Origin of the sequence: Ensifer sp. 4252 (assembly GCF_050434565.1) — a bacterium.
GTDB lineage: Bacteria > Pseudomonadota > Alphaproteobacteria > Rhizobiales > Rhizobiaceae > Ensifer.
In genome coordinates, this window is record NZ_JBNDIU010000009.1 from 156027 (window position 1) to 170155 (window position 14129).

Below are 14129 nucleotides of genomic sequence, written 5' to 3' on the forward strand. Positions count from 1 at the left end.
GCGGCTTGGCAACTTGAGGGCGCCTTCAGACTTCGGGAGATATCGCCGTGGGAGGGCATGCAGGCGCGACAAAGCCAGCGGGGTGCGGCGCACGCCTAGCGCGCGCCCCATTTTGCGCAGAAGGTCTGCCCGGCATCGCTCGGAACACATCGCGCGGAGCACAGACCATTCAGAACGCCGTGATTACCTATCATCAGCTCAGACGGCCCTGGGCGGATAGTTTGTGTCGATCACTCCCGACGGCAGAGATCATGTCGTTTCCGGTGCCCGTAGCGCGGGTTCGATGAGCGTGATTGTCAGCGCGATTTGGCGCTCAACCGCAACATTTTTCGCGCTTTCCGTAAGTCGCCAGTAACTCCACGTTGCATTGACCAGCGTGTAGAGTGTTATACCCAGATCGAAGAGCTCCGCGTCCTGCCATGGTGAGCCTAAGCGTTTCAGAAGTCTCACATAGTTTGAGGCAAACAGCCTTGCGTGATCCTGCGCAATCGGGAAAAGACTCTCGTAATAGTAGGCAGCGTTAACGATCGTCAGGTCGAGGCCGATCCCGAGTTGGTACTTCCACGTATCGCGTATAAGGCTGGCTAGCCCCTCGCGCCATTCGTCGGAAGTTATCTGTTCTGAGCCGTCCTCCAGAAATTTGCGAACTGCGGCGAGCTTTTCCTCGTACAACTCAGCAATAATGGCCTCTTTGTTGGGAAAGTAGTCGTAGATCGATCCGACTTTGACACCAGCGGCTTCAGCGACCGCATTCGTCGTTATTGCGCGTATCCCCTTTTCACGCATCACGCGGTGCGCGCTGGCTTTTATTTTCGATTTGATTTTGCGGGACCGCTCCTGAACGGGGGTCCGCTTAGATGCGGGGTTCGCTGCGTCCATCAGGTCGTCTCCAATGCCTCTTGTGCCGTTGGTCAGGTCTATAATCAGCTATCTCAAAAATTCCCTATTGCGCAAGCCACAAATCCGAGCAATCATTCGGATTAAGGGGTCAGGCGCTGGAGAGAGGCGCGTAAATAGGCCCCCACAAAACCGAGGGAACCAGACAATGCTCAACCGCCGTCAGTTTACGATTGCGTCAGCGATCACTGTGAGTGTACTTGCGCTGGGGGGAAGGCAGGCCTTTGCCGGACCGCAACAGCTTTGCCGCTTCAGACTAAGCGTTGACCCCGAAACCCTTTACAACGTTCAGACCATGTCGCTTGATGTAAGCGACGTGCTGGGAAGCTATATCCTTGAATCTCTGGTCTATTTGGATCCGCAGGGTAAGGCTCAGCCTTGGCTCGCCGATAGCTGGGAATATTCAGAAGAAGGCAAGGTTCTGACGTTCAAGCTGAAGGATGGGATCGTCTTTCACGATGGCACTCCGTTCGACGCGGACGCAGTGAAGTTCCACTTCGACGCTGTTCTTGATCCAGCCAAAGTCTCTCCATCCAAGGCGATCGTCGGTCCGCTCGAGAAGGTAGAGGTGGCGGGACCCGGCGCAGTCGTTTTCCGTTTCTCACGCCCTTATGCGCCGTTCATCAATTTGTTGGCGCAGCCCTATTTTGGCTTTAATTCGCCAACGGCCGTAAAGGCTTCAGGAGATGCCTATGGTCGCCATCCCATCGGCACGGGACCATTTCTCTTTGATCAGTGGATGCCTGGCACGCGCATCGAATTGAAGCGGTTTGACAAGTACCAGCCGAAACGGCCGGACGCGACAAACAAAGCACTTCCCTATGCCGAAAAAATCGTGCTGAACGTCATTGCGGAGGAAGGGGTTGTTACGTCCGCTCTCCTGACAGGTGAACTTGATGCGGCGGGCATCACCGCTGATTCCGCAGCACCTCTGCAGGACAATCCGCAGTTTGTCACGATCTCCAACGAGCACGCCAAGAACCTCATGTTCCTGGAGTTCGATTATAAGAAACCGCCCTTCAATGATCGAGCGTTTCGTGAGGCCATCAGCTACGCGATCGATCGCGAAGCCGTGCTGGCGGGAGCCTTTGGTGGTCATGGGGCAATCGCGTTGAGCCCGCTGTCGCGCGGGATTCCCGGGTATGACGACGCGGTGGCCAACAAGTATGGGACGCCATACGATCCGGAAAAGGCCAAGTCGCTGCTGGATGCAATTGGTTGGCACGACAACAATGGGCAACGAGAAAAGGACGGGCAGCCAGCAAGGTTCACGGTGCGCAGCTACGCCGACAGCGTCACGGAAAGAGCTCTTGCTGTCATCCAGGCGAATTTGGCGGACATCGGCATTGCTGTCGAGGTTAGTACGAGCGACTGGGGCACGTTCTACCCGGGTCTTCTGACACCTGATTGGGACATGGCTCTCAACCGTTGGACCTGGTCAGACCCGAGTGTCTTGTCGCAACTATTTCGGTCGCCCGGGCACCGGCAACTCTTGCCCGATAACCCCGCGATCGATCGGTTGTTGGATGCGGCCGACACAGAGTCCGACCCAACAAAACGCTTTTCACTCGTAAGTGAGGCCCAGAAGGCGATCCTCGAAGATCGTGTAATTCTCCCCCTGGTAACCGATTGGCCGATCACTTTTGTCCAGAGTAATCTTTCAGGTTACCACTTTGATTATCTTGGGTTCGTCTACTCTTCCGATTTCAAGCTCGAAGGCTGACTGACGTGCTGGGCTACATAGTGAAACGGCTGTCACTGCTTGTTCCGGTGGTAGCAGGTATCCTCATTATCACCTTCCTGATGAAGGTGATGATCCCCACGGATGCGGTGACCGCGATCTATCAGGGACAGGTGACAGGGCAAGCCGCGGATCAGGCAATCGCCGCCCTTCGTGCGAAGTACCATCTTGATCTGCCCTGGTATCAACAATTCGGCATCTACATTGGTGACCTCGTGCAAGGTGACCTAGGTGAATCGATACGCCTGCGTAAGCCGGTTATCGATGAGATCGGATACAGATACCTTAATACAGTCCTTTTGACCGCCGCCGCCCTGTTTATCGCGATCACGGTTGGGCTCACGACAGGTATCCTGGCGGCGCTCAAGCGAAATTCATGGTTGGATGTGACCGCGACGACCGTCGGGCTGTTCGGTATCTCGATGCCTGCGTTCTTCTTCGGTCTTCTTCTGATCTTGTTCTTCTCCGTCTGGCTGAAAATTCTGCCAGTTGTACCCCAAGGGCCCACAGCCATCATATTGCCGGCACTGGCCTTGGGGCTGGTGGAGGCCGCTCCGATTTCACAAATCGTGCGGAGCAACATGGTGGATGTCATGCGCCGAGACTTCATTGTGGCTGCTCGGGCGCGCGGTAACAGCGAAAGCGCACTCGTGTTTCGTCATGCGCTTCCAAACGCCCTGATCGCCGTAGTGACGATGTTAGCACTCCAAGTCGGAAACCTTCTGGGTGGCGCCTTCATCATCGAATCGATCTTCTCCTGGCATGGGATCGGAGAGCTTGCCGTCAAAGCCATACAATGGCGGGACTTCGCGCTCACCCAAGCAATAATTCTGATCAGCGCAGCCACCTATCTTCTGGTCAACCTTGTCGCTGACATCCTTTACGCCTGGCTCGACCCACGTGTGGAGTTACAATCATGACGGCGGCAACCTTAAGCCAAGACAAGGCACTGGTGCGTGTTCGCTGGAGGGATTGCGCGTCGAAGGCATTATCGAGCCCTTCGATATTGATCGGCGGGACAATATTATTGACGATTGTTCTCATCGCAATTTTCGCTCCATTAGTCGCGCCTTTCGATCCATTCAAGATCAATCCGATACAGCGCCTGAAACCTCCAAGTTTCCAACATTGGCTTGGCACGGACGAAGTGGGAAGAGACCTGCTCAGCCGGGTGATTTACGGAACACGTTACTTTCTCTTGATTTGTTCGGTCAGCGCCGCGGTTTCGGCCTCGGTGGGGACGTTGCTTGGGTTGATCGCCGGTTTCGGTTCCGCGCTCTGGAGCGGAATTATCATGCGGTTCATCGATGTCCTCCTCGCATTCCCATACATACTTCTTGTGCTTGTCGTGGTGGCCATCCTTGGCCCTAGCCTTTGGACTGGGATGGTCGCGGTCGGCATAGCCGGAATCCCGGGATACACGAGACTGGTGCGTAGCATCACGATGACGGTGAAGGGAGAGGACTATGTCATGAGCGCGCGAGCGCTTGGGGCAAGCGAAACCCAAATCCTGTTTGGGACCATTCTGCCCAATATATCTTCACCGTTGATAGTTTATCTCTCGTTCGCGACGCCGCTGGCCGCGCTACTTGCATCTGGGCTTTCATTTGTGGGGCTTGGTACTCAGCCGCCTGCTCCTGAGTGGGGGGTTATGCTTGTAAATTCTCGAAACTATTTGTTCTCCGCCTGGTGGGCCGTTGCCGCGCCGGGGATCGCGTTGTTCATCTCGATCTTCAGCATGAACATGCTCGGGAACGGTTTGCGAGACGTACTGGATCCACGCGGTTGAGGTTAAAAATGCAAATTTCGCAGAAGGTAAACCGCTCGATGCCAGGACGCCCGGTGCTCGAAATTCGAGGATTGCACACGCAGTTTCGGGCGGGTGCCAAGACGATAAATGCTGTACGCGGTGTAGATCTTACTATCGGCGAAGGGGAGATCGTTGGCTTAGTTGGGGAATCCGGATCTGGAAAATCCGTGCTGGCCCTTTCGCTTTTGCGCTTGGTTCAGTCGCCGGGCAGCATTGTCGCGGGTGAAATTCTACTCGAAGGAAATGATCTGCTGCAGATGCCCGAACGCAACCTCGCGAACATTCGCGGCAGGGCGATAAGCATCATATTTCAGCAACCGCAGAGTTGTCTCAATCCGGTGAAACGGATCGGCTGGCAAGTGGCGGAGCCTTTGATGCAGCAGAAGAGAATGCGTCGAGGCGAAGCATGGACCGAAGCAGTGGCCCTGTTGAAGTCTGTTGGCATTCCAGGACCTGAGGAAAAGGCATTCGCCTATCCGCACCAGCTGTCAGGCGGACAAGCGCAGCGAGTGATGATTGCAATTGCGTTGGCGCTAAAGCCCAAGCTGTTGATTGCCGACGAGCCAACGACAGCCCTAGACGTGACAATTCAAGCTCAGATCCTCGATCTCCTTCGTGATCGCTGTCGTCGCGATGGCACATCATTGTTGCTTGTCACCCATGATCTGGGAGTTGTCGCGCGCCTGGCGGACAGGGTCGCGGTGATGTATGCGGGCCAGATTGTCGAACATGGCCCGGTCGAGGCAATACTCCGCCATCCTCAACATCCGTATACGCGTGGTCTGCTGAATGCCGCGCCTCATCTCGGCATGAGCAAAAGCAGTCGATTGCGCGATATCCCTGGCACCATTCCGAACCTGGCCGAGAGCCCACCGGGATGTGTATTTGCCCCGCGTTGCGAACGGCGTGTACGACTTCTGGTACCCGAGTGCACTGAATTGATGCCTCCCATGCATGCGCTTGGCGACAATCAGTATGCGCGCTGCTGGCGACCATTGGACGAGGGCCGCCCGGAGGGAGGCACAACGCCGACAGGGATTGAAAGGGGGGCCGCATGAATCCGGAAGCGCTGCTTGAGGTGGACGATCTGCGTGTTCGCTACCCGGTGTATGAAGGACCGTTCGGGAAACGGACGGGCTATGTGAATGCCGTCGATGGGGTGAGCTTCGCCCTTAACCGGGGCGAGACGCTCGGGTTGGTTGGGGAGTCTGGGTGCGGGAAAAGTACGCTTGGGCGTACGCTGCTTGCTCTCCAGGAAGCAAATGGGGGCCGTGTGCTGTTTCAAGGTCAAGACCTTTTCAGCTTGTCGAGGCCCGACCTGAAGCGCGTACGTCGGTCAGCGCAATTCGTATTCCAGAACCCTCGGACGTGCTTCGATCCTCGTCGAACCGTAGGCTCGTCGGTGAGGATGGCACTTGATATCCAGAATTACCTTGACCCGCGCATGCGCGACGAAGCAGTCGCGAACATCTTTCTGAAGGTGGGATTGCGGCCGGAACATCGCTCGAGATACCCACACGAGCTATCGGGCGGCCAGTTGCAGCGGATTGCGATCGCGCGAGCCTTGATTTTGAGACCAAGCCTTCTGGTATGCGATGAACCAGTTTCGGCTCTGGATGTATCGGTTCAAGCACAAATCCTCAATTTGCTGAAGGACTTGAGAGACGAGTTTGAACTCGCGATGATCTTTGTATCTCATAACCTGGCGGTCGTTGAGTACATCGCTGATCGTGTCGCTGTTATGTACTACGGCCGCGTTGTGGAGGCTGGTCCTACGCGCGTTATATTTGAGAATCCTCAACATCCGTATACAAAGGCACTTCTGGCCGCTGTTCCATCGATCGATTTGGCTCAGCGTGACGATCCCTTGCCAAAGCTCGGAGACCCCCCCGACCCAACCCGGCTCCCATCTGGTTGCCGTTTCCGGACCCGATGCCCGATCGCGACAGCACGATGCGCCGAGGAAGAACCGGCGGACGTGAGGTTTCCGCATGGTCACACGGTCGCCTGCTTTGCCGCCAGCGCATGAACGCGCATTGCAATACCGATAATCGGAAATAGGAATGTTCAGATGACAAAGTGGTTAGGGGCCGCTCTTCAATACGTTGAAAAGTGGATGAGCTACCAGATGCAGCAGACGGCGCTGCCCGGCTGTGTGATTTCGGTCTGTCACGCTGGAAGCGTGGTGTTTGATTGCGCATTTGGAGTTGCCAATTTACGCACAGAAGAACCCCTCACCCCTCAACATCGGTTTCGGGTAGCCTCGCACTCAAAGACGTTTACGGCTGTCGGAATAATGAAGTTGTGGGAAGCGGGCCGGCTTCATTTGGATGATCGGATAGGGTCGTATGTCATGGGACTGCACCCGCAAGTCGCCGACGCCACGATCGCGGAATTGCTCTCCCATGGCGCGGGGCTGATGCGGGATGGTCGCCGTGCGCCGCATTGGCAGGTGGCCGCGCCGTTTTTCAGCTCCGTCGATCTGGCAGCTGAGCTCACGCAGCCGCCTGCGATCGAACTCAATACTCAGTTCAAGTACTCCAATCTGGGTTTCGGGCTCCTTGGGATGGCGATAGAGGCGATCACAGGAGAGACCTACAACGCCTGGACTGCCCGGGAAGTTGTAAGTTCACTGGGTCTGGAGAACACTACGCCGGATCTGATTGACGCCACCAGTTGCCACCCATTGGCCGCTGGACACAGCGGGCGGCTGGCCAAAGGACGTGGCGCCATCGACGGCTCTCACACGACACATGCGCTGTCTGCTGCGACAGGGTTCGTCAGTACCGCCCGAGATCTTGCAATTTTTTTCGCAAGCCTGTCGCCCTCGGCCAAGAACAGCGTGCTGTCGGTCGGAAGCCGCCGTGAAATGTTGCGTCCGCAGCGATCAATTGAGCACACGAATGCAGCTCTATATTACGGGTACGGTCTCACGATTGCGGAGGTTGACGGCCACACGATCGTTGGCCATCGCGGCGCATTCCCCGGTTTTATCAGCAGAACGGTGCTGGTTCCCGAATGGGACGTCAGCATTTCGGTCGTCACCAATGCGATCGATGGGCCTGCTGACGACTGGGCGGAGGGCATCGTCTCCATAATGCATCGCTTTGAGGAAGCAGGAACGCCAACAGAAAGACTGAAACACTGGGAAGGGAGATGGTGGACAATCTGGTCGGCCATTGACCTGGTTGCTGTAGGAGACAGAGTTCTTGTTGCCGACCCATCGACGGTCAGGCCCTTCTCCTACGCTGCGGAACTGGCAATCGTAGATCACAATCACGGTACGATTGCACTCGCCAATGGGTTTCACAATGAAGGCGAAGCCGTCGCCTTGGAGTTGGAAGGCGGAGCCGCTGTCGGGCTGAAACTTGGTGCGGCGGAATGGGTCGACAATCCGGGCAAACTAGCCATTGCGTTCTAGTGCTTGGTGTTTCCGATGCTGCGGCAAACCACGGCGCCTTTTGGCCTATGGGATTGAACCCTTCGCACGCTTAATCGTGTGCTCGTTTTTGCGCGTGCGTTCGCGTCGTTGAAGTGCCCGCGGCTGAAAGAATGGAGCAATCCATCGGATAGCGGTGGATTAGCCCAACACGGGCGTTACGGTTTGCGACGACGTTTGTGCGGGGAATGGTCATGCCCTTTGGAGGCCGGGAACCGTTTCCTGATTGAACGTCTCCCCCGGGCAAGCGTGTATTGCAACACGCCACTGCCCTTCCACGAACGTGTATCCAAGTTGAATTCGGCGGATGAGACGGTTGCGAAGGGCCCAGCGGCTCGCAAGCGCTTGCGGCTGATATTAAAGATTGAACGTGGCTATGGAAAACAGGGTACTTTCTCCACTTGAGCGGGCAAGTCTTTGGTGGCTCTCACGCGGCAAGGACGTCAGGGAAATCGCGCTTCTCCTGGGAAAAAGCATAGTCGAGATCGAGCATTGCATAGAGCGGGCGAAGCAAACACTCGGGGCAACATCAAGCGAGTAAGACTAAGCTCGGGTGCCAGGCGCGAGAGACGTGGACTGCATCGAGACGTGCACCAGCCATGCGCTGTGGTGCGTTTGGCACTCATGGGGCTGAGCCCGGCGCGTCGTTGCCCCTGATGGCTGTGTGTCGCCATTGCGCTTGCGATCGCTTGCCCCCTCTTTGGTGAATCCTACAACTACGCTGCGAAAATGTTGTCGCTAGGATTGAGCGTCCGATCCAAAGCGCAGTACAAGATGCCAAACGACCGAAGCTGCCCGCCTAAAGTCAATCATCGCAGACTGTCCCTGTCGTTAAGCGCGTTGCGCTCCGCGAAGCATCGCGAAGACGTTCGCCCCGCATTGAACGAACTTTGTTCTCGATACGACATGTCACATATGACTTTCCTTGTCGTTCGTAGCGGAGGCGCTTCGAGTTCGTTCCCCTATTACTGCACGACATATCCTGATGCGTGGACCGCGACATACCTCGATAGCGGTTATCTCGACATAGACCCGGTCATTGATGTCATCCGATGGGGTTTTCTCCCGGTCGACTGGTCATCTCTCGACCGAAAGTCAGGTGAGGCCCACCGATTGTTTAATGAAGCACGTTCCCATGGAGTGGGCTCTCAAGGCTTGACGATCCCGATCCGAGGATCGAATGGCGAACGCTGCCTCTTTTCCGTGGCCTCGACGCTACCGAGACGGGAATGGGCACGGCTGCGCGATGCCAGCATTTACGAGTTGCAGGTCCTTTCCCACTACCTTCACGAGACTGTGTTTCATGTCACGGGTTATCGGAGGATTGACCGCTATCGCAAACTCTCGGGGCGCGAGACCCAATGTCTTCAACTGCTTGCGACGGGTCGGATTTCCAAGCAGATAGCGGCGGATCTCCAAATTTCAGAACACGCCGTCAAACTGTACCTTCGATCGGCAAGGCTTAAGCTTGGCGCTGTTACCAGCCACAACGCCGTGGCCAAGGCAAGCCTCTTGGAACTGATCGACGTCTGAGCGTGTTCCGGCGCAAGCGCAGCCTTGGCCCCATTCCCGCAATCCTTCGCCTACCGATATCGGTAGATTGGCTGTCCCCTCCCCCCGGTTCACAAATGGCCATCTGAAACTCACGAGCGGCACCTGCGCAATGACAAGAGCTCGCGCAGTCCGCGGTCATGGAGGTGGCCATGGTGGATCAGCCAACGATAGAACACTGGCGCAACGCGCCGCGGCTTACCTCGTTTGCCGGTTTCTTTGAGAGAACCGCAAGCGGTGAGATCGGAGCCCCGGACCTTTCTGAACCAAAACTCGACCTCAGTCTGCTCGACTTCGACCTCGATGCTACCGTGTTTTCGGATACCCATAGGCATCTTTGGGGACACTTCGACAGCCACTACTTCGCGAGCATCCCTTACAGGCTGGAAGAGGAATGCCGTCTGGGAGCGGCGATACTCGCCTTTGCCCTGCGGACCTGGGCACGAAACGGCGCACCGGCATCGTTGTACACACTCGGCACTGGAACAGGCTGCCTTGCCCGCACGCTTGCCACACTCGGGAATGGGCGCATTGATGCGCTTTGCTGCAGTCCAACGGCCGCCAATCGGATCTCGTTTGACGCAAAGCGTGGAAGTCAGCATGCGCATTTTTTCCATGGGCCCTTTTTCGAGCTCACCGATGAGAGATACGCGACGGATCCGAACCTGTTTCCTTTCCGGGGGGGATTTGACCTCCTCTTCGAGGACACGACGTTTCAGATGTACGATCGTGACCGGACAAAACAGCTGCAGTTCGTTGTCCCCCGCATTCGTCCAGGCGGCATCCTCGTGCAGGTCCAAAAGCTCGCGCAGGATGATCTCGTAGCTTATGAAGAAAGAGAGCGCCAAAAGGACGAACTCTTCAAATCCCGCTTCTTCTCGACGGCCGACATTTCCAGGAAGAAGGACGAAGTCCTGAATACGATGACGGGACTTCAAGTCGACCGGACGACGACGGTCGCCGCTCTCGGGATGTTTTTTCGCTACTCGGTAATGACCTGGAACAGCGGAAACTTCTACACCATCGTCTCATCCAACTCCCGAGCCGCCATCCTGGAGCTGGTTTCGTCCATGCCGAAACCGGCGATCCCGCCCGGCTACTGCTACGAAAGTTTGCCGGCGGCCATCATCGACACCGACCTTGAACCATTGTCTCCCGATCTAAAGTGGCGAAGCGCCAACACCATGATCCCGCCGGTGCCAAAAGGCCTGGGATCCTGAGATGGGCGCTCCCCCGGCCGACGGACAGTTTTGCAAGGCAACGGACGTGCGCCAGGCGCTATCCGGGCTGATGCCGCATCTCGTCCCCTATTGGGAACGGCCGCTGAAGGACTACGCGGCAGCCGCCTACGATGCGGGTGCATTTCAGACGAAGAGCTCCGTCCGACATCATGCGATGGAGCTGCTCTGCCGATGCCTGGAGCGGGCAGCCCGGAGGTCCGGTTACAGCGTTCAGGAAGGCCGAAGGGCAATAGGCCAAATGATGACGGCGCCTGTGCTTCAGACCGGCCCGCATTGCCTGTTACTGATCGAGCCGGACGCCTTCTACACGCACTTGTTCAGCGTCTTGGGTCTGAATGCTCATCAGCACGAGTGGTACCTCTCCTACCACTCATCGACCGTCAGCTTCTCGGAAAAGGCAAAGAAGGGCCCCGGCTGGGTCCGATTGGACGGAGAAGCCCTGAACGTATTCGGGCTGCCTCGAAGGCGGATGGATTCATTCAGCATGTGCGGTTCAAATGGCCCCTATCGCTTCGCTTTCTCGAATGCTCTGGGCGTGTCGGCGCCGAACCGTTCCGCAAGCCAGTTGCTTGCCGTGCTTCCCTCTGGCGAATTTCGATCGGCTGCAGATGCGATCAGGCACGCCAATCAGATACTGTGGCGTCGCGACCTTCCCTCGCCCATCAAGTTGCTGCAGCTCGATGATTTCGACATCGCTGATCTGATTGCCGATCACCTGGATGATACGTCGTCATGGATGGCGGCCCATTTCGTGGGGAATGGCGCGGTTCCCGAGAGTGTTCTGGGGGCGACGGATCGACTGAATGCTGGGTGCTGGAAGGGGTGGGTTCGTCGAACGACTGACTTCTTCTGGAGATTGGACAAAGGCCGGATTGTTCCGCTTCGCCTTTGTAGCGGCGTGCTCAAAGCGAAGAGCGCGTCGAACTTTGAGGTCAGGTACATACCGCAAGAGATCGCAGAGGCTCTGAGGCGGCGCGAGTTGGTTCCAAGTCTTTACACCGTCTTTCTGGTGACTTCCGTCTTGCCCGGTGTGCGGGTGCTTGGAGGATGCCGGCAAGTCGTTTACTACCCGCTGATGCGCCACCTTGCTGCGATCGGTTTTGCGCAATCGGGTGAATTGGGCCTGCTGGCTGACCTCCGAAGCGACGATCGGCCCGGACTTTGGGGGCACCGCGTCTTAAAGCCTTTGGGCACCAACCCTTCGGCTGAGACTTCGGCACTGACCGATGCCACCAGGCTCCTTAGGCAATATGCGGAGACGCCTTTGGTGCAGGCGGCCGGCGATCTCGCAAGCTTTACCAGGGATCCGGACTGGGCGCATCTATCGCAGTATTTGGCCGATGGGCTCGCGCCCTCCCACTCGAGCGAATGGCGGTGGGCTGGATCGTGATTGCAATGTTTGTCTGGATGAGAGCGGTACGGGGGATGGGTTACGTCTACTACGACCGGTCTTTCGGAGGTCGATCGTGCCGACAGAAGATAGAGTGGTCATCAGACGCTTGTCCGGCAGGGACGTCGATGTGTTTCGACGCTTGCGCCTGGAGGCGCTGTCACACGAACCTTTTTCTTATGCGAGCGTGTTCGCGGACTGGGTCAATCTCTCCGACCGCCAATGGCGCCAGCATTTGAGCCAACCGGTTTTTGTGGCGTTCGTTGATGGCCGCCCCGTCGGTATGATGGGGCTCAAGTTCGAGACGCCCAGGAAAATGGCCCATCGCGCAAAGCTTGTTAGCGTCTATGTCCAGAAATGTAGCCGTGGGACTGGCATTGCCGCAAATCTCTTGCGTGATGTGACCGAGCATGCGCTGGCGCACGGCATTCTTCAGCTAGAGCTCGCCGTGCACGCGGAGAATGCAGCGGCAATACGCTTCTACGAAAACCAAGGCTTCTTGACGGTCGGTCGCGTCCCGAACGGCTTTATCGGCCATGACGGGAAGCAGGACGAATTGATCATGGTCCGACGCTTGGCGCCGCCCTACGGGCCTGGCGAAATCTTATGCAAAGCCGTACCGGGATCGGGAAAACAGACCTTCCTTCCGGACCTATCCCCTTAGTAACGTCCTTAGGCAGCTTTCCCGCGTCCAGTGAGCCGTCTGGATGCGGCGCTCGCCCCGCCTTAGTGGCAGGGCTTTTTCTAATGTCACCAAACTTAGGTGGCGCAATGAGAAAGCTCTTTCGAGCAGCGAGTGGGCATCCGTTTCAGCGAGCCCTCTTTTGAAATCAATAAAGCCTTCGCGCGGCGCAATGGGTGTCTACTGGAACAACCGTAGAGGACCGAACCAGGCGACCTGGAAACGAGATAAGAGCAACGGGTCGCCGGGACAGCTTTCTCGGCCTTGACCACGGCGGGTTGATCATGGTCCGACGCTTGGCGCCATCCACGGGTCCGGCGAGATTTTATGCAAAACTGTACCGGAATCGCCAAAACAGACCTTCCCTCATGCCGTGTCGCCTTAGTAACTTCGTCAGGCAGCTTTCCCGCGTCCAGTGAGCCGTCTGGAGGCGTCGCTCGCCCCGCCTCATTGGCGGGGTTTCTTTCTATACGCCGAGCAATGGCGCAAGAGGGTCGGAAAATCCTGGCTGCTCGGCTCTGTTGATGATGCTTTTAAGGAAGGGCCCAACGTGCGAAACAGACGCCGCGTGCCGATACGTTTATTGTTTTCTCGGATCCACAATGACCCAAACGACCGCATTCATCGTCGAGCTCATTAGAGCCGCCAATGAGATCGAGAAGCTGACGCCTTACGAAATTAGTCGGCTCCTCGACAGATCGGTCGATACGATCCGCGATATGCGCGAGCAGGTTGGCGATGTAGGAACCAGGCGCGCGCACGACGTGGTGATAGACTTGGGGGTAGCGTCCGCACGCGTGAGGGATCTGTCGAATGAGGACATCCGGGACACGCTGATCGATGCGGCTGATATTATCAGGGCGCTCCACATCATACTTGCCAATAGGCAATGAGGCTCCAGGTTTCCGCTCCAAGATGTCGGGGCTTCACAAGACTAAAAGCGGAAATCTGGTTGGTCTGCGGCCTCGGTTGGGTAGGTCAAGTTGTGTTCAAGGCTCATCGCGGGGAGGTATTCGATGAGATATGACTGGACTGGTGTGCGGGGGCGCCGCATGAAGATTGCGCGCTACGGTGCCGCAGTCACCCTCGCAGCCGTTTTGTTCACTGTTGCAGTACAGGTCAGCAACAAGGGTATTTGAAAGAAAAAGGCCTCTTCCCGAACAAGCAGGAAGAGACCCGGCGTCTGAGCGTTCGACTTCACAGACCCGGACATAATGACAGAGGCTTCGGGAATTTGTAGCCCTCTCACGAGAATGTGCGCATTCCGCGCCTTAAACGTTCAGGCAGCTTTTTTGGACGGTTGGACGGCCATGCGTCGCTCAAAAAGCGGTCGATGGCGCCCGGATTAAGGTGACCAACCGCGTCTCGCATACCACCT

At 56.9% G+C, this 14129-nt stretch carries 13 protein-coding genes; 12 read left to right on the top strand and 1 reads right to left on the bottom strand.

The features are described 5' to 3' along the window. Nucleotides 1–249 precede the first annotated feature (249 nt). Entirely contained in the window at nt 250–879 is a 630-nt protein-coding gene (locus ABIE33_RS18560) for a TetR/AcrR family transcriptional regulator (protein WP_429127782.1), read from the bottom strand. A 166-nt stretch (nt 880–1045) separates the two neighbouring features. On the opposite strand from ABIE33_RS18560, the gene ABIE33_RS18565 reads away from it, so the two are divergent. The 12 genes from ABIE33_RS18565 (at nt 1046) to ABIE33_RS18620 (ending at nt 13890) form a co-directional block, all read left to right on the top strand. Continuing rightward, on the top strand, nt 1046–2620 hold the full coding sequence (locus tag ABIE33_RS18565; RefSeq protein ID WP_429127785.1) for an ABC transporter substrate-binding protein: 1575 nt from the start codon (nt 1046–1048) through the stop codon (nt 2618–2620). A gap of 5 nt (nt 2621–2625) precedes the next feature. Continuing rightward, the gene (locus ABIE33_RS18570) at nt 2626–3558 is read left to right on the top strand and encodes an ABC transporter permease (RefSeq protein WP_429127788.1); all 933 of its coding nucleotides are present in this window, start codon (nt 2626–2628) and stop codon (nt 3556–3558) included. Next, complete coding sequence (locus tag ABIE33_RS18575) at nt 3555–4427, top strand: ABC transporter permease (RefSeq protein WP_429127791.1); 873 nt, start codon at nt 3555–3557, stop codon at nt 4425–4427. Before ABIE33_RS18570 ends, ABIE33_RS18575 begins: the two co-directional genes overlap by 4 nt. A gap of 8 nt (nt 4428–4435) precedes the next feature. Further along, the gene (locus tag ABIE33_RS18580; RefSeq protein WP_429127793.1) at nt 4436–5506 is read left to right on the top strand and encodes an ABC transporter ATP-binding protein; all 1071 of its coding nucleotides are present in this window, start codon (nt 4436–4438) and stop codon (nt 5504–5506) included. Next, nucleotides 5503–6477 (top strand): ABC transporter ATP-binding protein, encoded by a 975-nt coding sequence (locus ABIE33_RS18585; RefSeq protein ID WP_429127796.1) that lies wholly within the window; start codon nt 5503–5505, stop codon nt 6475–6477. The genes ABIE33_RS18580 and ABIE33_RS18585 overlap by 4 nt, the downstream gene beginning before the upstream one ends. Before the next feature lie 87 nt (nt 6478–6564). Next, nucleotides 6565–7869 carry a serine hydrolase domain-containing protein gene (locus tag ABIE33_RS18590; RefSeq protein WP_429127799.1) on the top strand — a complete coding sequence of 435 codons (1305 nt, stop codon included), beginning with the start codon at nt 6565–6567 and terminating at the stop codon, nt 7867–7869. 792 nt (nt 7870–8661) lie between these two features. Then, complete coding sequence (locus ABIE33_RS18595) at nt 8662–9420, top strand: helix-turn-helix transcriptional regulator (RefSeq protein ID WP_429127801.1); 759 nt, start codon at nt 8662–8664, stop codon at nt 9418–9420. A 170-nt stretch (nt 9421–9590) separates the two neighbouring features. Further along, nucleotides 9591–10658, top strand: a complete 1068-nt coding sequence (locus tag ABIE33_RS18600) for a class I SAM-dependent methyltransferase (RefSeq protein WP_429127803.1) — start codon at nt 9591–9593, stop codon at nt 10656–10658. 175 nt (nt 10659–10833) lie between these two features. Beyond that, entirely contained in the window at nt 10834–12069 is a 1236-nt protein-coding gene (locus tag ABIE33_RS18605) for a hypothetical protein (RefSeq protein WP_429127971.1), read from the top strand. A gap of 76 nt (nt 12070–12145) precedes the next feature. After that, the gene (locus ABIE33_RS18610) at nt 12146–12733 is read left to right on the top strand and encodes an N-acetyltransferase family protein (protein WP_429127805.1); all 588 of its coding nucleotides are present in this window, start codon (nt 12146–12148) and stop codon (nt 12731–12733) included. 620 nt (nt 12734–13353) lie between these two features. After that, nucleotides 13354–13644 carry a hypothetical protein gene (locus ABIE33_RS18615; protein ID WP_429127808.1) on the top strand — a complete coding sequence of 97 codons (291 nt, stop codon included), beginning with the start codon at nt 13354–13356 and terminating at the stop codon, nt 13642–13644. A 123-nt stretch (nt 13645–13767) separates the two neighbouring features. Beyond that, nucleotides 13768–13890, top strand: a complete 123-nt coding sequence (locus ABIE33_RS18620; RefSeq protein WP_429127810.1) for a hypothetical protein — start codon at nt 13768–13770, stop codon at nt 13888–13890. The last annotated feature ends 239 nt before the right edge of the window (nt 13891–14129 follow it).

Coding starts and splice junctions, on each gene's coding strand:
- ABIE33_RS18560 (WP_429127782.1), bottom strand. CDS start 879: ATGGACGCAGCGAACCCCGCATCTAAGCGGACCCCCGTTCAGGAGCGG.
- ABIE33_RS18565 (WP_429127785.1), top strand. CDS start 1,046: ATGCTCAACCGCCGTCAGTTTACGATTGCGTCAGCGATCACTGTGAGT.
- ABIE33_RS18575 (WP_429127791.1), top strand. CDS start 3,555: ATGACGGCGGCAACCTTAAGCCAAGACAAGGCACTGGTGCGTGTTCGC.
- ABIE33_RS18580 (WP_429127793.1), top strand. CDS start 4,436: ATGCAAATTTCGCAGAAGGTAAACCGCTCGATGCCAGGACGCCCGGTG.
- ABIE33_RS18585 (WP_429127796.1), top strand. CDS start 5,503: ATGAATCCGGAAGCGCTGCTTGAGGTGGACGATCTGCGTGTTCGCTAC.
- ABIE33_RS18590 (WP_429127799.1), top strand. CDS start 6,565: ATGAGCTACCAGATGCAGCAGACGGCGCTGCCCGGCTGTGTGATTTCG.
- ABIE33_RS18595 (WP_429127801.1), top strand. CDS start 8,662: ATGCCAAACGACCGAAGCTGCCCGCCTAAAGTCAATCATCGCAGACTG.
- ABIE33_RS18600 (WP_429127803.1), top strand. CDS start 9,591: ATGGTGGATCAGCCAACGATAGAACACTGGCGCAACGCGCCGCGGCTT.
- ABIE33_RS18605 (WP_429127971.1), top strand. CDS start 10,834: ATGGAGCTGCTCTGCCGATGCCTGGAGCGGGCAGCCCGGAGGTCCGGT.
- ABIE33_RS18615 (WP_429127808.1), top strand. CDS start 13,354: ATGACCCAAACGACCGCATTCATCGTCGAGCTCATTAGAGCCGCCAAT.
- ABIE33_RS18620 (WP_429127810.1), top strand. CDS start 13,768: ATGAGATATGACTGGACTGGTGTGCGGGGGCGCCGCATGAAGATTGCG.